This is a genomic window from Chryseobacterium pennipullorum (assembly GCF_003384725.1).
Taxonomy (GTDB): domain Bacteria; phylum Bacteroidota; class Bacteroidia; order Flavobacteriales; family Weeksellaceae; genus Chryseobacterium; species Chryseobacterium pennipullorum.
In genome coordinates this window covers 1-19,305 of the sequence record NZ_QNVV01000032.1, presented here as the reverse complement: position 1 = coordinate 19,305, position 19,305 = coordinate 1, and the positions used below count along the sequence as shown (strand labels likewise).

The 19,305-nt window shown below is 38.2% G+C and carries 15 protein-coding genes; 6 read left to right on the top strand and 9 right to left on the bottom strand.

The features are described from left to right. Positions 1 to 970 precede the first annotated feature (970 nt). Positions 971 to 3,850: a M16 family metallopeptidase gene (locus DRF67_RS20940; RefSeq protein WP_394337879.1), complete on the top strand. Its 2,880-nt coding sequence runs from the start codon at positions 971 to 973 to the stop codon at positions 3,848 to 3,850. A gap of 69 nt (positions 3,851 to 3,919) precedes the next feature. Here DRF67_RS20940 and DRF67_RS20935 read toward each other — a convergent pair whose 3' ends face one another. From DRF67_RS20935 to DRF67_RS20925, 3 genes are all read right to left on the bottom strand, one after another. Further along, complete coding sequence (locus DRF67_RS20935) at positions 3,920 to 4,996, bottom strand: GNAT family N-acetyltransferase (RefSeq protein ID WP_115930246.1); 1,077 nt, start codon at positions 4,994 to 4,996, stop codon at positions 3,920 to 3,922. After that, entirely contained in the window at positions 4,993 to 5,994 is a 1,002-nt protein-coding gene (locus tag DRF67_RS20930; RefSeq protein WP_115930245.1) for a polysaccharide deacetylase family protein, read from the bottom strand. Before DRF67_RS20930 ends, DRF67_RS20935 begins: the two co-directional genes overlap by 4 nt. A 71-nt stretch (positions 5,995 to 6,065) precedes the next feature. Then, positions 6,066 to 8,204 (bottom strand): S46 family peptidase, encoded by a 2,139-nt coding sequence (locus tag DRF67_RS20925; protein ID WP_115930244.1) that lies wholly within the window; start codon positions 8,202 to 8,204, stop codon positions 6,066 to 6,068. A gap of 217 nt (positions 8,205 to 8,421) precedes the next feature. Between DRF67_RS20925 and DRF67_RS20920 the strand changes: the two genes are divergently transcribed. Beyond that, on the top strand, positions 8,422 to 8,907 hold the full coding sequence (locus DRF67_RS20920; protein WP_228435879.1) for a copper resistance protein NlpE: 486 nt from the start codon (positions 8,422 to 8,424) through the stop codon (positions 8,905 to 8,907). 31 nt (positions 8,908 to 8,938) lie between these two features. On the opposite strand, the gene DRF67_RS20915 is transcribed toward DRF67_RS20920, so the two are convergent. After that, entirely contained in the window at positions 8,939 to 9,586 is a 648-nt protein-coding gene (locus DRF67_RS20915) for an MgtC/SapB family protein (protein WP_115930242.1), read from the bottom strand. Positions 9,587 to 9,723: 137 nt separating this feature from the next. Between DRF67_RS20915 and DRF67_RS20910 the strand changes: the two genes are divergently transcribed. The 4 genes from DRF67_RS20910 to DRF67_RS20895 all read left to right on the top strand — a co-directional run bounded on the left by DRF67_RS20910 (position 9,724) and on the right by DRF67_RS20895 (position 11,922). Beyond that, complete coding sequence (locus DRF67_RS20910) at positions 9,724 to 10,281, top strand: YdeI/OmpD-associated family protein (protein ID WP_115930241.1); 558 nt, start codon at positions 9,724 to 9,726, stop codon at positions 10,279 to 10,281. Between the two features lie 17 nt (positions 10,282 to 10,298). Next, positions 10,299 to 10,697 (top strand): immunity 22 family protein, encoded by a 399-nt coding sequence (locus tag DRF67_RS20905; protein ID WP_115930240.1) that lies wholly within the window; start codon positions 10,299 to 10,301, stop codon positions 10,695 to 10,697. A gap of 257 nt (positions 10,698 to 10,954) precedes the next feature. Continuing rightward, positions 10,955 to 11,392 (top strand): hypothetical protein, encoded by a 438-nt coding sequence (locus DRF67_RS20900; protein ID WP_123912804.1) that lies wholly within the window; start codon positions 10,955 to 10,957, stop codon positions 11,390 to 11,392. A 107-nt stretch (positions 11,393 to 11,499) separates the two neighbouring features. Continuing rightward, entirely contained in the window at positions 11,500 to 11,922 is a 423-nt protein-coding gene (locus DRF67_RS20895) for a hypothetical protein (RefSeq protein WP_123912802.1), read from the top strand. A 68-nt stretch (positions 11,923 to 11,990) separates the two neighbouring features. On the opposite strand, the gene polA is transcribed toward DRF67_RS20895, so the two are convergent. The 5 genes from polA to DRF67_RS20870 form a co-directional block, all read right to left on the bottom strand. Further along, on the bottom strand, positions 11,991 to 14,825 hold the full coding sequence (polA, locus tag DRF67_RS20890) for a DNA polymerase I (RefSeq protein WP_115930237.1): 2,835 nt from the start codon (positions 14,823 to 14,825) through the stop codon (positions 11,991 to 11,993). Between the two features lie 390 nt (positions 14,826 to 15,215). Further along, on the bottom strand, positions 15,216 to 15,629 hold the full coding sequence (tssD, locus tag DRF67_RS20885) for a type VI secretion system tube protein TssD (RefSeq protein ID WP_115930236.1): 414 nt from the start codon (positions 15,627 to 15,629) through the stop codon (positions 15,216 to 15,218). 368 nt (positions 15,630 to 15,997) lie between these two features. Then, positions 15,998 to 17,335, bottom strand: coding sequence for a hypothetical protein (locus DRF67_RS20880; RefSeq protein WP_115930235.1), 1,338 nt, complete (start codon positions 17,333 to 17,335; stop codon positions 15,998 to 16,000). Between the two features lie 12 nt (positions 17,336 to 17,347). Then, complete coding sequence (locus tag DRF67_RS20875; protein ID WP_115930234.1) at positions 17,348 to 18,028, bottom strand: hypothetical protein; 681 nt, start codon at positions 18,026 to 18,028, stop codon at positions 17,348 to 17,350. Further along, positions 18,015 to 19,100: a hypothetical protein gene (locus DRF67_RS20870; protein WP_115930233.1), complete on the bottom strand. Its 1,086-nt coding sequence runs from the start codon at positions 19,098 to 19,100 to the stop codon at positions 18,015 to 18,017. The genes DRF67_RS20875 and DRF67_RS20870 overlap by 14 nt, the downstream gene beginning before the upstream one ends. Positions 19,101 to 19,305: the final 205 nt, after the last annotated feature.

Here is a 19,305-nt window from a genome sequence, read left to right as displayed (position 1 = left end):
TCTACTCCTGCGCTCCCTTAATTGGGACTGCAAAGATACAAACTCTTTTTTAACTCGCAACTTTTATTTGATAAAAATTAAAAGTTTTTTTCGTTTGATATCTTAAGTAGATCGTAATGTTTCTGCCTATCTAAAGGCCCTTCTGCGCTTACTAAATCCCTTTCGTTTTTCAGTGGGGCAAAGATAGAAACTTAACCCATATCCCACAAGTTTATTTAACATAAATTTCATATTTCCGCAACATGAATAGTTAAAGCACTGGTCCATAAGGTGAAAAATTTTAAACAAATGTTTGAGGAAGAGGGATGATGTCGGAGATTATGGGAGACGGGTGAAGATAGAGAGGTTTTTTGGGAGTGTATTATATATAATAATAGATATAGTAACATGATGGTTATAAAGTTTGGGCTAAAGCCCTATGGAAGGTATCTTAATATGAACGGGCTGAAGCCCGTTCCTGGTGATGGATCGTATAATGACCAAGGATGAATGTGTTTATGTGGTTGATGATTTTTATTTTTAACCACGGATACACAGATTTGCACAGATGATGATGGAAACCAAAGGGTGGAGGTTCTATTGGAACAGACTAAAGCCAAATTCTAGTGGTGTGAAAGTACATATTATTTTAATGATCTAGGATAAATGTGTCGGCGTGATTAAGGATTTTTATATTTAACCACGGATCGCACAGATTTGCACAGGTGATGATGGAAGCCAAAGGGTGTAGGCTCTATTTGCTGAAACTAGCCCTTAATATGTGAAGCAGTACAGTATGAAGCGATTTATTAGGAATGGATAAAAAGCTATACCTAATATATACTACAAGCTGAATAACGTTCTTTCTCCTGCCACTACCCACCACTGATTTACCTTTTCAACTATAATAATAGATGTAATAGTGATAAAAACAAGGAAACATTTTTTTTGATTTCTTACATTTGTATCACATCTTACTTAAAAGGATGAAATGAATTTATCTATGATTGACAGAAAATATAAGGAAACAGTTCATACGGATATCGGCCACTACGAATATATTACAGTAACCCACGATGAAAATAATGTCAGAATTTATACTTTGAAAAACGGACTTAAGGTTTTTCTTGCTCAGAATTTTGACTCTCCCCGGATACAGACATTCATTCCGGTAAAAACGGGAAGCAACAATGATCCTGCTGACAATACGGGATTGGCCCACTATCTCGAACATATGATGTTTAAAGGAACTTCCAGACTAGGAACTCACAACTGGGAAAAAGAAAAGGAACTTCTGGATCAGATCTCAACACTGTATGAAGAACATAAAGCTGAGCAAAATCCTGAGAAAAAGAAGGACATCTATAAAAAAATCGACGAGATCTCACAGGAAGCAAGCCAGTATGCCATTGCCAACGAGTACGACAAGGCGATCTCATCATTAGGAGCCAGTGGAACAAACGCTCATACCTGGTTTGATGAAACGGTTTATAAAAACAATATTCCGAACAACGAGCTTGAGAAATGGCTAAAAATAGAAAAGGAAAGATTCTCGGAAATGGTTCTGCGTCTTTTCCATACAGAGCTGGAATCCGTGTATGAAGAATTCAACAGGGCTCAGGATAATGATTCAAGACTCGTCAATTATGAACTGATGGACGCCCTCTTCCCTACCCATCCCAATGGACAACAGACCACACTTGGTAAACCGGAACACCTGAAAAACCCTTCTATGAAGGCTATTCATAAATATTTTGATGAATATTATGTTCCCAATAATTATGCGATGGTGCTGGTAGGTGATCTTCAGTTTGATGAAACCATTCAATTGATTGATGCCTATTTCGGGACCCTCCCCTATAAAGAGCTTCCAAAGAAAGCATCTATCATTGAAAAGCCTATTACGAAAATTGTAAAAAGAACGGTAAAGAGTCCAACGACACCACGGGTTCAGCTGGCCTGGAGAACAGACAGCTATGGAAGCAGGGAAGCTATGCTCGCGGATATTGTCGCCAACATTCTCAGCAACAGAGGTGAAGCTGGTTTATTGGACCTTCATATTAACCAGACTCAAAAAATGCTTTGGGCACAGGCCTTTTCTGTTGGCTTAAGGCAGTACGGTTATTTTTCTATCGTTGCGGTTCCTAAAGAGACCCAGACTCTGGATGAAGCCAGGGTGATGGTACTGGAAGAAATAGAACTGATTAAAAAAGGAGATTTTCCGGATTGGATGTTACCGGCTATCATCAATGATTTCAAACTTCAAAGAATGAAAGGGCTTGAAACAGCAGAAGGGCTGGCCACAAGTCTATACGATTCTTATATAAAAGGAAGAACCTGGGAACAGGAACTGAACGAGATGGATGAGTATGCCAGTTTCACTAAAGAAGATATCATCAGCTTTGCCAATGCTTTCTTCCATGAGAATTATGTGTATGTAGACAAGGAGAAAGGAATTAATGACAAACTGCTAAGGGTTGAAAACCCCGGCATCACCCCTGTTAAAATCAACCGTGAGGCTCAATCTGAATTTTTACAGGAAATTCTATCTGATAAAACGGAGGATATACAACCAGAGTTCATCGATTATCAGAAAGAGATCATTACGGCTGAGAGTAAAGGAAAGAAATTAAGCTTTGTTGTGAATAAGTATAACGAAATCGCTCAGGTCCATTTTATCTTCCCTTTTGGAAGCGATAATGACAGGGATCTGGGAATTTCAACACAGTTGCTTCAGTATCTGGGAACTCATGATCTTTCTCCTGAGGATCTGAAAAATGAATTCTTCAAAATCGGAATCAGCAATGATTTTAAAACCACCAATAATCAACTGCTTATCTCCTTAAGCGGGCTGGAAGAGAATATTGAAAAAGGAATTGCACTTCTGCAGCACTGGATGCATGATGTAAAACCCGATCAGGAAATTTACAATCAGTTTGTAAATACGGTCCTGGAAAACCGCCAGGCTGTAAAAAAGGATAAAAACAGGATCATGACGGCCTTGACAAATTATACAAAGCTGGGCCCTGATTCCCGTTTCACAGATGTGATTTCAAAAGAGGAACTTGAGACGACCACGCCAGAACGATTTACGGACCGTATGAAAAAGCTCTTTAAATACCCGTACCAGATATTCTTTTATGGAAAGGATTTTGAAAGTTTTAAAGAATACATTGGTCAATATACAGAAACAGAAAGTCTTTCTGTGCCGCAGCCGAAAGAATATCCTGAGCCTGAAACCGGTGGAAATGTTTATTTCATCAATTATGATATGGTGCAGATGGAAATGAGCAAAATCGGGAAAGGACATCAGGTTGATCCATTAAATTTCGGAAGAATCAATGTTTTTAATGAATATTTTGGACGCGGCTTATCTTCTATCGTTTTCCAGGAAATCCGTGAAAGCAAAAGTTTAGCCTACTCTGCTTATGTGTCCTATGCTGCCAATTCGGAACTGAATCATCCTGACTATATTACTACCTATATCGGAACGCAGCCAGACAAACTGATGATCGCGGTAGATACAATGAACGAGCTGATGAGTGAACTTCCTGAAGTACCGATTCAGTTTGAAAACGCAAAAAATGCTGCCCTCAAGCAGATCGCCTCTACCCGGATTACCCGAAACAACATTTTTTTCAATACCTTAAAATTAAAAAAACTGGGTATTGAACATGACTACAGAAAAAATATCTATGAACAGATCAACAAGTTGAGTTTTGAAGATATCCGGGAGTTTTACCAAAATGACATCAAACCTATACATTACAATACAGCCATTATCGGTAAGAAAGAAAACCTGAATATGGAAGCTGTAGATAAAATGGGAATATTTACGGAAGTAAGTCTTAAAGATATTTTTGGACACTAAGAATAGAAAACCGTCCGACAGAAATGTCAGACGGTTTTTTTATTTTTAAATCATTAAAATCTTATTGTTCTAGGTCATCATACAATCTCCGTCCCCATCCTGGTAGTTTGGGTTAAAATCATCAGGAAGCAATTCTAACAGGCTTTTATGAAACAGATACTCTCTTTTGGAGTCTTGTTTATGAATGTAAGAAAATACTTTTGATTGCTGGATCGCTTCGTTCAATTTAACCTGATAAGAGGTAAAGCCTTTCACTTTCTTGCTGACAATGAAGTAATTTAAAAATCTTATAACCTCATCGAGTTGGGTATTTGAAAAAAGATACGGGATTTTAAGGTATCCATCACGAAGCTGTAAAAGTAAACAGGAGGTAAGCTTATTATGATGGTCGAAAATTTTAATCCAAAAATAGGTAAAAGAGGTGGCAAAGCTTGAAAAAAAATACCGTTCATCTTTTTTGCCCTCCAATACCCACGGGTTTTCTATAAAAGTATTGATCTCATCTGCACCCCGTCTGCCTGAAAATTCATTAATAAAATCAGAGCTTTCTTTATCAATCCGTTCAAGAACCTCATACCTGAAGTCCGGTTTCTGTATGGCCAGATTCTTTATTGAGATCAAACTATTGGCAGCAACATCCAATATTTTAAAAAGGGGCTGCAATGATTGGGTTTCAGGCTTTTTTTCGGGAATTATTTTAGCTGCATCAGTTCTGAAGTAATACCGCATCCCTTTTTTAGGAAAAACATATTCAAAACCACCTGTAATATTGTAAAGCGCTTCCGCTTCTTTGGTAAATTCAGTGATGACAATTCTGTCTTCATACTCCTCCAAAACCTTTTTCAGTAAGGCTTTCGCTGGTCTTTTTTTTCTGTACTCAGGGTTTGCATAAATCGTGCTTAGCCATGCATAACGGATTTCTTTTCCATCAACGATAAAACAATCCGGAAAACATCCTACATACCCAATCAGCTTTTCTTCATCAAAAGCAAGGATGAGAAGGGCGTCTTCTTCTGATGCTTTTGGATTCTGAATATGAGACAGTGCACGATGCCTTGTAACAGGGAGAACATCATGTTGCTGGAAAGCTCCGGATGATATAAAATCTCCCAGCTCTTTTTTGTTGAATGTTTTCAGCGTTATCATGTTCTCAAAATAGTGTTTTTATTGATCAGCTTTTTCAGTCTGAAATAAGCGATTTCTTTCTTCAAGATCTGTTGTCCGCTCTCTCCTGTTTCCATTGGAATTCTTTGAAGGTTCCTCTGCACGCTGTCCATTTTGACACCGGCACATCCGAAGCTGCAGTAGAGTTCTTCATTTTTAAAGAGCTCTTCAAAAAAATCTTTGCCCACTTCAAAGTCGGTAAACGGAAATGCAAAGCTCTCATACAGGAAATTATTCTCTTTTAAATACACAAAAGTTTTATCTGTGGTTTCCATCTGCTCTATCAGGGATAAATCTCCGTATTTTGGATGATCCCAGCTGTGCGAAGAAATTCCAAAACCTTTTCGGGTAAGCTCTTTTAATGCACCTGTACTCAGATAAGGTTCGAATTCTTTTAAATAAGCATTGAAGTCTACTTCCAGTTTTTCCGCCAGCTGGTCCAGAACTTTCTTTCCCTGGTAATTGATTTTTAAAATGCTCTTTTGCAGAATATTTCTATCTGAAGTATTTCCCAGGGCCAATATCCTGTAAACATCGGGATCAATTGTTTTCTTTTTATCAACAGCATCTGCAAGAAGGCTGGACTTGCACCTGAACATCATATCTTTGTTGTCTATGAAAGCAGGGTTTATAAAGTTGCATGCATAGATCCCTTTCCGTTCCAGGATTGGAGCGACAACATCATAAAACTCCCTGAACCCGTCATCAAAAGTAAGCAGTGCTATTTTCTTTTTGGGCTTGAACGTTCCGGAACCATATTCTTTAAATTCCTGCCAGTTCACGAACTGAAAGTTTCTGGCCATATGATCCAGATCATTTTCAAACTGCCTGGTATTCTTATAGCGAATCACGTGTTTTATGTGAAGGAGGTCATCATCTGAAACACTGTGATACAGAGGCAGACAATATTGCAGGGGAAAAGATTTCCCGATATTATCGGGTTCAAAGGCTGCTAATATATTGATGATCTGATCTTTCATCTTATTTAAAACAAAAAGAATCTATTCAAAACTAAATTCAAATAGATTCTTAAAGGTATAACTTTTAAAAATTATTTTACGATCTTCATTTCATCAACAAGCCATTTGGAATCAGCAAATTTCTCTACGATGAAAAGGATGTATTTTGTATCTACCATGATATTTCTGCTAAAACGCGGATCGTAGTTGATGTCACTCATCGTACCTTCCCACTGTCTGTCGAAGTTAAGACCTACAAGATTTCCATAGGCATCTAATGCAGGACTTCCTGAGTTTCCTCCTGTGGTATGGTTGGTCGCTGTGAATCCTACAGGAACATCTCCGGTTTTATCTTTGTACATTCCGAAGTCTTTCTTATTATAAAGATCGATCAGCTTTTTCGGGACATCGAATTCATAGTCACCTGGTACATACTTTTCCATTACCCCAGCTAAATGCGTCTGGTATCCATATGAAACTGCGTCTCTGGGAGCAGATCCTTTTACTTTTCCATAAGTCACACGAAGGGTAGAATTGGCATCCGGAAAGAACTTTCTTTCTTTATCGGTCTGCATCTGCTGAGCCATAAACTTCTTCTGCAATGCATCAATTTTTGCCTGAAGCGAAGCATACTGAGGATCTGCTGTTTTCGCATAAGTTTCTCTCATCGAAACATACAACTGATAGATAGGATCTTTCTTTAAAGTCTTAATCAGTTTGTCCTGATTAGAAAATGCCTTATCTATATCAGCAGTAAGTGCAGCTCCGTTTACAGTTGTTCTACCCGTAATAACAGAGTTTTTCGACATATCTTCCACTACAGGAATATTCTGATTTTCCTCTTTGTATTTGTTAAATCCAGCCGGTAAGAACTGTGGTGCTGTTTTATTGGCATACAGAGCCAGCAATTTTGCCGTTACTTTCGCGTCAAGCTCTGCACTGTAATCCTTGTAGAAAGAGGTTAATTTTGCTTTCAGTTTTGAAAGTTTTTTTTCATCCATTCTTCCTGCTTCCACAGAGGCTATAAAGTCATAGTAATCACCTGCCAGCTTTAAGGTTTCGGCATTTCTTACCACTTCCGTGTAATACCCATTGTTTAATGCATAGGGAGCCTGGTCATTGTACAGCTTATTCAGTTGGTCCAGGGTATTTTTGATCTCCGGATTTTTTGCCACCAAAGAACCTTCATACATTACTTTTTTCTCTACCGCATTGGATTTTTTCAATCCTTCTACTTCACCAATCCATTTTTTCCAGTAGTTGGCTACTGAAGCATATTTTGAAGCATATTTAATACGTGTTTCACTGTCCGCACGCATTTTCTCGTCCAACGTTTTTAGCGCCACCTCACGTACTGCAATTCTTGCAGGGTCGATATCTTTCATAATCTTCTCTACAGCTACTGCAGGAAGATATTCCGTTGTTCTCCCCGGGAATCCGAATACAAAGGTAAAATCATTTTCGTTTTTATCTTTTATAGAAACCGGTAAGAAGTGTTTTGGAACGTAAGGTACATTGTCTTTCGAATATTCGGCAGGCTTGTTGTCTTTCCCTGCATAAATTCTGAACATCGAGAAATCTCCCGTATGTCTTGGCCACACCCAGTTATCGGTATCGCTACCAAACTTTCCGATACTTTGTGGCGGTGCTCCCACCAGACGGATATCTTTATACGTCTCAATGGTGTACGCATAGTATTTGTTTCCATAATACATAGGTTTCACCATGATCGACTGATAAGATTCTATTTTTTGAGAGTTTTTGTAAACCTCTATATTGTTATTGATCTTTTTACTAAGTTCAGGTTCTGTAAGGTTATCTGTCCCTTCAAGAATCTGATAAGTAACTTCTTTTATATCTACAATAAAGTCTACTTTCACTCCCGGATTCGGAAGTTCTCCACTGGTATTTTTCGCCCAGAAGCCGTTTGAAAGAAGGTCAGTCTGTACGGTAGAATGTGCCTGGATCTGTCCGTAACCACAGTGGTGATTCGTTAGTAATAATCCTTTAGGCGAAATGATCTCTGCGGTACATCCGCCATTAAACTGTACTACTGCGTCCTTTATGCTCGGTTTCTGAGGATTGAAAATGTCTTTGGCAGAGATCTTCATTCCCAGATCCTTCATTTCCTTTTCATTCAGCTCTGTAGGAATCCACATTCCTCCATATTGTTGTGCAAATGCCATTGCAGCCGGCAAAAGAAATACGGATAAAAGTATCTTTTTTGTCATAATTAAAATTTTGCCCGAATTTACAAAGAAAAATAGGAATAGGCTTCATAAAACACAGGGAAAAGTTGTTATCATTATTCCACCTTTTGAAAACGGGAAGAATAACAGCGAAGTTTAATCCCGGAATTTTAAACTTTACCTCCTATAAAATCCCATCTGGCTTAATTTTTGATGATAGACTCTCACTTCACAATAGAGAATATTTAAATTAATAATTATGATGAAAAACAAAATGCTTATAATGGCAGCAGGCACTGCCTTATTCTTAGTTTCATGTTCCAAAGAAAAAACAACCGAGACTACAGGTCCAACAATTGATTCTACAGCCATTCAGCCTGCTCCGGCAGACAGCCTTACAACCGCTACTCCCAAAGCAGTAGGTGATACGTCTGAAAATGCCCTCGACTGGGCAGGAACGTATGAGGCAGTTGTTCCCTGTGCAGATTGCCCGGGAATCAAGACTTCTTTAACCCTTAATTACGATAAAACCTTCATTATCAACGAGGAATATATCGACAGGAATTCCAAGAATCAGGATAAAGGAACTTTTACGTGGGATACCACAGGAGGCTCTATCACGCTAAAAGGGCAAACAGCTAAATATAAATATAAAGTAGGAGAAAATGCTCTTTACCAGCTGGATATGGACGGCAACGAAATTACAGGTCCTAATAAGGACTTATACATCTTCAAGAAAAAATAAGAGTAAAGGCTTCGGCCTTTATTTTTTTTATCTAAAATTGATAGGCAGTAATTTTAGGATCATCCATCAGAGATTTGATGACTTCTTCATGGTGGATATTTTTTCCTGTCAGCCGCCACGTGACCGATAAATTTTCCTGGGTATACTGTTGTTTTATCATCGCATATTTCAAATGATGCTTTTTAAACATTTCTTCACAGTGGCTGATATCTGCCGAACCTGTTACAGCAATTTTATAATCCCGGATTTTATGATTATTGTCTATAAAACTTTGAAGGAAAGTAAGAGAACTAAGAACGACCAATACCAATGCTGTTCCCAGAAGAGAAAAGTAAACATAGCCGGAACCTACTGCCATTCCGATAGAAGCTGTAGCCCAGATGGTTGTCGCAGTTGTAATTCCGTCTATTTTGTTATCCCCTTTGAAAATAACGCCTGCTCCCAAAAATCCGATTCCCGTAATGATATTGGCAGCCAGCCTGTCCGGATTAGCCACTCCTATTTTAATGGATAAAATGGTAAAAAGGCATGAACCGAAACATACGAGAATAAAGGTACGAAGTCCTGCAGATTTATTTCTATACTCCCGCTCCGCTCCGATCATCAGTCCCAGAATGACAGAAATCAGAATCAGCAGCAGTTCATTTTTAATGGTATAATGGTCCTGAAGAAAATCCATTTTTTTTAACTTTAAGCTTTGATTAAAAGTACAATAAAAAAATAGATGTTGATGAGTTATCCACACTTTCTGCAACCGATAGGATGTTTATAGAAAACTTTCGTAATATTACACTTTGTAACGATAACATATACAGCATGGCACCAACTTTTTTTGCGGCAAAAGAGGAATTCAGGGATTGGCTCCGGCATCACCACACCAAAGAAAAAGAGCTCCTGGTTGGTTTTTACAAGAAAGGAAGTGAAAAACCGTCGATGAGCTGGTCTGAATCAGTGGACCAGGCATTATGTTTTGGATGGATCGATGGCGTAAGGAAGTCTATAGATAAGGAAAGCTATTCCATACGTTTTACCCCCCGGAAATCCGCGAGTATATGGAGTAATATCAATATAAAAAAAGTGGAGGAACTTAAAAAAGCCGGATTGATGACTCCTGCCGGCCAAAAAGCTTTTGAACTCAGAAAAGAGGAGAAGTCCGGTATTTACTCCCACGAAAAGGAAGGTATAATTCTGGACCCGATGTATCAAAAGCAATTTATGGAGCACGCGACAGCCTGGGAGTTTTTTGAAATTCAGGCTCCTTCCTACAAAAAAGTAATCATCCATTGGATCATGAGTGCCAAACAGGAAAAGACGAGGATCTCCCGGCTGGAAAAGGCGATCGGAAAAAGCAGCGAATTAAAAAGATTAGAATAATACAGTAAAATAAAATTATGGACAAGGAAATTTCACACTTCTGGTTAGGATATTTTGAAAGTGAAGAAGATTTTTATGCATTTGTGGAAGAGGACGAAAACTATTATATAGAAGATGAAACGGACGATCAATATGTTTCAAAATTTGCAGAATCACAGAACATCAAGTGGTTTGATGATGACTTTATAGAATACGGTTTCGAAGATGAAAAATTAGGGCTTTATGAAAAGTTCTCTGAGTATTCGTATGCAGACCAATGGCTTCCGGTTCTCGAAAAAAGGCTGAATGAACTAAGTCTGGATACTCCGGTCAATGCCATTATTTTTGCCAGCAGATTTATTATTCCCAACCCGGTTTCTGTGGATGGTGAAGAGAATAAGTTATATTATATTGGTGAAATCGAATTTGAGGTTTAATACCTGGATCATTTTTCCAATAGTACTTATCAGTGGTTCTCTATATAAGGGAACCATTTTTATAGGGATTAAATAGGTTTTCTACAAAAACGGCTCTCTATATTTTTAAATCGATAAAAAGTGGTATTTTTATTGATATGATGCTGGATGGAAAAGAGTTGTTAACCCCTTTTAATTAAGCATCTGGAGCGTCACTACGGAGTAAAACCCACAGATGATTTAGCCATAATAAGAATTACAAAATAATATCAGCCCCCTTGAACGAACCAAGCCAACCACATCAATTCTATCAATATCTTAGAAAAGTATGCATCAGTACCCTTATTATTTTCATTATAACATTTGTGCAGCTGTACTGGTCTGTAGGCGCACTTGCCCATCAAATGTCAAGTGCCTGCCTGGAATGTAGTTTCTTTGAAGATGCGGTGCTGATGTCACTGGTAAGTGCTATTTTAATTTCAGGGATTATTGCTTTAGCCTTCTTCATTAAAAATATCTATGCTAAAGCACTTGTTGAATTTACAACATTAACCATTGTCTGGACCTTTATGAATTACTCCGTTTTTGTAGACCGGGAAGCTTCATGGAGTACTTATGATTTTAATGCTGAGATACAATATACTTTATCCGTTTCAATGGTACCGGTGATTATTCTTGGCTGTGTATGCATTTTTCTGTTACGTTATAAAAAATGAAATCCACTCTCTGGGGTTTTATAATAATTGGGATATTACAGAATACGGATTTCCGTAAATATATTCTTACAATACATCATAGATTTGGATAATAAAATATCAATAGTATGCAACGTGTTTTAAAACTCCTATTTCTTTTCACAATTTGTGTGACCGCATTATCATGTTCAACAAATTATTATACTGTTTTATTATCTGAAGATGCAAAGATGTATACCTCGACAGATTCTATCGATCTAATTACAACTGTCCCAAAAAACACAGAAGTATTCCTTTCCTCCGGATCAAATAAAAAGAAATACAAAAGGATAAAATGGGGAAATTATTCAGGATGGACCTACAATCCAGCTTTTACCACCTACAGTAATTATGTCTCATCTAAAGGTTCTTCTTCAGGCACATCAGCATATCACTACAGCTCTGGTCGAAGTACTTCTTCAAGTGGAAGTGTAAGCGTAAAAGGGCATTACAGAAAAAATGGCAGTTATGTCCGTCCACATACCAGAAGTGCTCCGTCACGCAGAAAATAAGCAGAATAAAAAAACTTCCGCCATAGAAAGCGGAAGTTTATATGTATAGCTGAATATAAAGTATTGTATTAGTGAGCTTCTAACCAGTTATTCCCTACTCCGATCTCTACCAGTAATGGAACCTGAGTTTCCAGGGCGTTTTCCATTTCCTTTTTAATCAGAGCTGAAGCGGCTTCTACTTCATCGGCCGGTGCTTCAAATACCAATTCGTCATGCACCTGAAGCAGCATTTTGGTTTTAAGCTGTTGTTCTTCAAGTTCACGGTCTATTTTAATCATCGCAATTTTCACAATATCTGCAGCACTTCCCTGAACCGGTGCGTTCACTGCATTTCTTTCGGCATGACCTCTTACAACAAAATTGTTGGAGTTAATATCCTTGAGGTGGCGTTTTCTTCCTAAAATGGTTTCTACAAAGCCCATCTGGCGTGCCTTATTTACCTGCTCAGCCATATATTCCTTAAGCTTCGGATAGGTTTCGAAATAGGCTTCAATCATTTGTTTGGCTTCAGTACGGGATAATCCGGTTTGTTCTGCCAAAGCAAAAGCTCCCTGTCCATAGATGATTCCGAAATTGACAGTCTTGGCTTGGCTTCGCTGTGTTTTAGAGACTTCTTCGAGTGGAATTTTAAACAGTTTGGCAGCCGTGGAAGCGTGAATATCTTCCCCATCCTGGAAAGCCTTAATCATATTCTCTTCCCCGGAAATTTCAGCAATAAGGCGAAGTTCGATCTGCGAATAATCGGCAGAGATAATTTTCTTCCCTTCTCCTGACACAAAGGCCCCACGGATCTGCTGTCCTCTGAGTGTTCTGATCGGAATATTCTGAAGGTTAGGATTTACACTTGCCAGACGTCCTGTAGCAGCTGTAGTCTGGGAAAAATTGGTATGTACTCTGCTGTCCTGCTTTTCAATCTGAGACGGTAAAGCATCTACATAGGTCGATTTCAATTTCTGATACGTTCTGTATTCAAGAATATACTTAATGATCTCATGTTTTGAGGCTAGTTTCTGAAGAACATCTTCAGACGTTGCATATTGTCCGGTCTTTGTTTTTTTAGCTTTAGGATCCAGCTGCATTCTTTCAAACAGAATTTCTCCCAGCTGTTTGGGTGAATTCATATTGAACTCTTCTCCTGACAGCTCAAAGATGGTAGTTTCCAATTGTTTCAGATCATTTTCCAGATCAATACTTTCCTGTGCGAGCCATTTTTCGTCCAGGGATATTCCTGCCAGCTCCATTTTGGCCAGGACTTCCATCAATGGCATTTCAATAGTGAAGAACAGCTCTTCCAGATTTTCTTTTTTCAGTTGAGGAGCAAACAGCTCGTACAATTGGAAGGTGATATCAGCATCTTCCGCAGCATAATCGGTCTGCGTTCTAAGGTCCGCATCTCGAAAGTTCCCTTGGTTTTTCCCCTTCTTCCCGATAATGGTTTCAATAGAAACCGGTTTGTAATTCAGGTATACCTCAGAAAGATAGTCCATACCATGCCTTCCGTCCGGATTCAGCAGGTAATGGGCAATCATGGTATCAAACATCGCTCCTTTCACAGTGATGTTGTACTGCTTTAATATTTTGTAATCGAATTTTAAATTGTGAGCAACCTTCAGAAGGTCTTCTCTTTCGAAAAACGGTCGGAAAATTTCCAGTGTTTGCAAAACCTCGCCATTATCCTCAGAAAGAGGGATATAGTAGGCAAGCCCTTTTTTATAGGAGAAGCTCATTCCTACCAGTTCGGCTTCCAGCTCATTCAATGAGGTGGTTTCCGTATCAAAGCACACGACTTTCTGTTTCAACAGATTGTCGACCAGCTTTTTCTGTGCTTTCGGATTGTCGATAAACTGGTAAAGATGATCATTATGGTCAATCGTAGATTTTGTAGAGGTCGCCTGATCCAGTTCTTCAAAATTGGCAAAAAGGTCTAGCTGCATCACCTGTCCTTTCACTTCTGTCCCTGACGGTGTCTGCTTCACTTCCACTTCACTTACCACTACGGTCTCCACGGCAGCCGGAGCAAAAGCCCGGTAAAGGTTTTCATACAGTCTTCTGAACTCAATTTCATCAAAGACTTCTTTAACTTTTTCGAAATCCGGTGTTTCGAGATCGTATTGTTCCTGGTGGAATTCCACGGGAGCATCACAAATGATGGTTGCCAGTTTTTTTGATAAAATACCACGTTCTGCAGAGGCTTCCACTTTTTCTTTCAGCTTTCCCTTCAGTTGATCTGTATTGGCCAATAGATTCTCGATACTGCCAAACTCCTTAAGGAATTTCATCGCTGTTTTCTCTCCTACACCGTCCAGACCCGGGATATTATCAACTGCATCTCCCATCATGGCAAGGAAGTCAATAACCTGTTTAGGATCTTCAATTTCGTATTTTGCTTTTACTTCTTCTACTCCAAGAATTTCTATATCCCCACCCTTAAGTCCCGGCTTATAAATCTTAATATGATCTGTAACCAGCTGTGCAAAATCTTTATCCGGAGTTACCATGAAAGTGGTATATCCTTCTTTTTCTGCTTTGCAGGCAATAGTTCCTATCACATCGTCAGCTTCATAACCTTCAACTCCCAGGAACGGAATGTGCATTGCTTCCAAAATTCGGTGGATATATGGAACAGCAATTTTAATGGCTTCAGGAGTTTCACTTCGGTTTGCTTTATAATCTGAAAAATCATCAGTTCTTACACTTGCCTGTCCTACATCAAAAACTACTGCAAGGTGTGTAGGCCTTTCTCTTCTGATCAATTCGATCAGAGAGTTGGTAAAACCGAAGATAGCAGAAGTATCGAGTCCTTTGCTGGTAAGTCTGGGATTTCTGATCAGTGCGTAATATCCTCTGAAAATCATCGCATAAGCATCGATGAGAAACAGCCTTTTATCTTGTGTTGCGTCCATATTATCTATAATGAACAAAGATAAGAAAATAGGACTAAAAGTCGGCAGCCCTGGGTTAGTTGTGAAGAAGATATCGGATAAGATACTCAGGAGTAAGCAGGAGACCGGGCTTAAAAGTTAAGGGACGTCAAATATTATTTGATTTATACTTTCGCCTTGAAATCGAAGATCATTCCCTTGTTACATAATTTTACTCGGGTTGAATCAAACTGTAAAGTTGTATAGACAATCCCACTATTTTTTTCAGATTTACTCATTTTTTTTACCTGGCCCCAAGATTGGGTATTTGATCCTAAGAAAGCCTAATGAATCTTATTGAGGTAAAAAGCAAAAAAAAAACAGTACACCCAAACTGGGTATACTGCTTTGTATTGTTTTGTAAAGTTAGGCTTATCTACCTGATGAAGGCCATAGACCTGCATATTGAGAAGTACCATAGTCAATAGTTTCAGCACTTACTACAAAGCTGATCAGCATACTGTTGCTATCTACTGCATCGAAGTCCACTTCGTGCTGGATCACATATCCATTGTCCCAGTTCAAAGTAATCAACGTTCCTTCTTCATGAGACTTGTTGAATGTGATTTCTCCTTTTGTAGGCTTATATTTTCCGTTCAGTAAGCTCTCCAGGATATCAGATTTTTCAGTAGCTTCTACTGTCACTTTGATCAATGCGTTAGAAGGGTCTGATGCTACACGTCCTGAAACATCTGTAGATCTTGATACACTGTAGTTCATTTTTAACAGTTTCTGTCCTTCTCCACCGTTAAATTTTAAGATTCCTCTTGAATTTCTTTCTGCCATGATTTGTAATTTTAATCGTTAGTAATAAATTGTAATTCAATAATTATATAACAAAGATAAAGTCATTGCAGCTCAGAAAAAAGGTTTTGATCGGAAATCTGAAAAAGTGTAGTAATTCTACGATTTTGTGTCGTAATTCTACGACAACAGCGATAAAAGATCCCACAACGTACTGTCTTTAAATATTTTAACATAAACTCTAATTAAACAGTAAAATATTAACAATACCATTGTGATAACAACTGGTATCCCTGAAAACAGGCTATATTTAAAGAAAGCAACTATTCAGATGTACACCCGGCTGTTGCCTGGAATTCCGGAACAATACCTTCGCTTTCACCACTGGTTGTTTATAAGTCTACAAAAAATTATGCATCAGTTGCACTCACTGTTACCCCTTTAGTATTGTCATTTGTATATCCTTCTGCTGCAAGTCTAATGGCTCTTTCGGCAAAAAAATTGGCGGCAAACGGAGCGATAAGCGTTAATATTCCTCCCGTCGCTGTTAATCCACTTCGTATATTGGCTCTATTATTCTCATTAATTGATGTGGTAGCTTTCTGTGAATGATTCTCTGCGGATTTGGAAGCATTTTTCTCATTGACTTTCCCCCTAAAGTTACCGCTCTTATTGGTAACCCTTTCCTGAAGCTCTTTTCCGAACTCTCCAGCTTTCATTCTCTCAAACATCTCTTTGAGATCAGGATTATTTTTTAAAGAATAGGATCCTTGCTTCTTAGCTTCGGCAATACCCGCTTCAAATTTAGCGATATCAGCTTTTGAGGCCCTGTTCTGAATCAGCTTATTTCTGATATCATTGATATCTTTTGCAGGACTTACGGCATCCCAGTTATCCGTTGGGAGCATTGGATCTTCTGTACTTTGCTGGATATCTTTAACATTAGTATAACTGTCACCATCGGCCAGGAATTCATTGGTTTTTACGCCAAAACCAATGGCCAGCGGAGTAATTACATATTGGCCCACGGGAATCCATAGTCCGAATATTGCGGCTTGTGACAAGGCATGCATAGTTCCTTGTCCCCACGTTAAAGCAGCACCGGCGGGCAGCGCAATTCCCATCCCAAAACCAAGTAAAGCTCCGGTTAAGAAACCACCCGCAACATTGGTCCAAAATTCGGTTTTATTATTACCGGCAATAGTACCGGCTGCACTCATTGCATCAGCCTGATTGATAAACGGAAGAACTACACCACCCTCTTTGCAGGTCAGCATAGAATTTTTGGTCAGTGCTAAATGCAGTTCTTTAACTGAGATTTTTCCACTGTCAAACCGTACCGTACTGTGATGTAAAGTCCATTTGCTCTCCTCAAACCCAATCATTTCACTGCATGACGGTCTCTGGGACATTTTCCAAATTCCCCAAACGAGCGAACCGATAGCGATGGCTCCACCAACGATCCAACCTGCAACCGGTACGGTCATACATACAGCTGCAATTCCCAGTCCCACTCCTACTCCGGCACCAAGAGCTACCATACCGGCACCAGTGCTCCAGTTGGATTTACATTTGAAATCCTCAGTTAGCTTTTTATCAATTTTAACCAGAAAGACTTTATCTTTAGAGCCAAACTTTACAGTACGGGCAAATGACTCTCTTAAATCACTTAATAAGAGCTGCCTGGGATCAGGATTCATTTGATTGGTACATACTGCATATACTTTTTCAGGTAAATAAACTGCCATAATTTATAATTTTTACCAATATTTTTCGAGTTGGGTAAACAGCAAAATCAATAGTAGAAATCCTCCACAAAGAAAAATAATCATGATCTGCCATGGTTTTAAGGTATTAATGATGCTGTATCTGATTTTTTCAGACTTCACCACATATACTCCGTAATTGGGAAATACATTGATATTCAATTTATTTTTCAGGTCTTTTTTATTAAAATTTTCCTGTAAATAAGAACTGAGGTGCTGAATAAATGCATCTATTGTTTCAATATCTTTCTGAGCAGAAAAAGGTACGAAACCCGTATTTCCTACTCTTATTTTAATACTTTCCTTATTCGTGATAATTGTAAGGTATCTGAATCCTACATTCCCCAGATTCTTAATAGATCTTATTGTTGTAAGAGGAATCAAATGTTTTTTATTTTTATGGGTGATTTCAAGCGTACTTTCGTCAACACGGATGGTCCACTTTTTATCTTTTATGGTCCTGCTCAGTAATTTCAGTAGAAGTATACTTATCACTAACGTTAAAATTGCTGCAGACAAGACGGGATACATGAAGTAAGTTCTCGGGAGATAAAACTCAAATATAAACATCACCAAAAAGAATACCCCTAATGCCGGCAGAGCCAGTATCAATCCTATTTTCCATTCCGTTTTGGCATCTACACCATCAAATTCAAATTTCTTAGCTTCCTTCATCCGGAGTATGATTTTCTAATTGTTTAATACTATAGTTACATTCATTTTCTATATTATCAGCAATTGATTCTTTCAGCTTTACAACCGCTGTTTTTACCAGTTTTGTTTTGGTATCTATTTCTATTTTTGACCTGAACACCAACTTATACTGTGTGTAGCTGAACCCTATACTTGGCTTATGCAGGTTATTGTATTGGTTAATGATATTTTTTTCCAGTTCGTCGGTCAATGTATATTCTGCAACCATTCTTACCGTAAGAATATCATTCTGTTCGGAAATGGTATCATATCTCAATGTAAGCGGTACCACGTTCGGTGGTACTACGGTGGAAAGGAAACTGAAATCTACAGACTTTAGCTCATCATTAACATTATACTGATTGAAACAAGTAAAATAGAAAAAGTCTTTTCTGTATTCTTCCTCATTAGCAGCATCCAGGGAAAACTGAATATCTCCCAATCTGATCAATTCCTGAACCGCATCCTTATTATTCTTTTTCAGTTCAACGATAAAAGGATTAAGACTCATCTGGCTTTTTTTATATTCCAGCCAGTTTTTATTCAATTCTTTTCTGTTGAGAATTCTGTCCATTTGCCCATCTTCACCCAAAGTGAAGAGAACGTTATGTTTGATGTTATCTGTTTCTTCAATAAAATGGAGCACATCCATCATCACAGGAGGAGTCACTTTCTTTAAATAATCTTCTCTTTTTACAGATCCAATAGTATTAACGGTATCCATTTTAAGAAGATACTGAAATTTTTGTTCGACGAACTGAGCCAGTTCTCCATTGATTCTCGTTGTATTTATCTGTTCACATCTATATCTTGCTTTCTGATTAAATACAGCTTTTTCACCATCCGTTATTTTTTTTACTTTTTGTTTTTTAATATGTTCTTTACTCACCATAATATGGGTGAGATGGATAGGTAAACTGTTTCCTATAATCACATTGGTGATTCCTGAATGTTGATTGTGGAAATCAATAAGATCCTGGACTGATAGGTTTTGTCCTTCTGCTATTGATTGTAAAGTGTCTTTTTTCTGTATTCTGTATTTTATAAATTCCATTCCTGTTGCTTAATCTCTATCCGAGATTTTAATTGTTTTACTTCAGCATCATGCCTTTCACTCTCTTATGGTCTTCAAGATAAAGGTTTTCACCATAATTCTTATTGAAATTTATTGATATTTTATCTTTAGGACTTAGATTTTCATACAGTTTTATTCTAAGTTTGGCTTCTTCTATAAGATCTTTCTTATAAGGAAACTGAAC

Coding starts and splice junctions, on each gene's coding strand:
- DRF67_RS20940 (WP_394337879.1), top strand. CDS start 971: ATGAATTTATCTATGATTGACAGAAAATATAAGGAAACAGTTCATACG.
- DRF67_RS20935 (WP_115930246.1), bottom strand. CDS start 4,996: ATGATAACGCTGAAAACATTCAACAAAAAAGAGCTGGGAGATTTTATA.
- DRF67_RS20930 (WP_115930245.1), bottom strand. CDS start 5,994: ATGAAAGATCAGATCATCAATATATTAGCAGCCTTTGAACCCGATAAT.
- DRF67_RS20925 (WP_115930244.1), bottom strand. CDS start 8,204: ATGACAAAAAAGATACTTTTATCCGTATTTCTTTTGCCGGCTGCAATG.
- DRF67_RS20920 (WP_228435879.1), top strand. CDS start 8,422: ATGATGAAAAACAAAATGCTTATAATGGCAGCAGGCACTGCCTTATTC.
- DRF67_RS20915 (WP_115930242.1), bottom strand. CDS start 9,586: ATGGATTTTCTTCAGGACCATTATACCATTAAAAATGAACTGCTGCTG.
- DRF67_RS20910 (WP_115930241.1), top strand. CDS start 9,724: ATGGCACCAACTTTTTTTGCGGCAAAAGAGGAATTCAGGGATTGGCTC.
- DRF67_RS20905 (WP_115930240.1), top strand. CDS start 10,299: ATGGACAAGGAAATTTCACACTTCTGGTTAGGATATTTTGAAAGTGAA.
- DRF67_RS20895 (WP_123912802.1), top strand. CDS start 11,500: ATGCAACGTGTTTTAAAACTCCTATTTCTTTTCACAATTTGTGTGACC.
- polA (WP_115930237.1), bottom strand. CDS start 14,825: ATGGACGCAACACAAGATAAAAGGCTGTTTCTCATCGATGCTTATGCG.
- tssD (WP_115930236.1), bottom strand. CDS start 15,629: ATGGCAGAAAGAAATTCAAGAGGAATCTTAAAATTTAACGGTGGAGAA.
- DRF67_RS20880 (WP_115930235.1), bottom strand. CDS start 17,335: ATGGCAGTTTATTTACCTGAAAAAGTATATGCAGTATGTACCAATCAA.
- DRF67_RS20875 (WP_115930234.1), bottom strand. CDS start 18,028: ATGAAGGAAGCTAAGAAATTTGAATTTGATGGTGTAGATGCCAAAACG.
- DRF67_RS20870 (WP_115930233.1), bottom strand. CDS start 19,100: ATGGAATTTATAAAATACAGAATACAGAAAAAAGACACTTTACAATCA.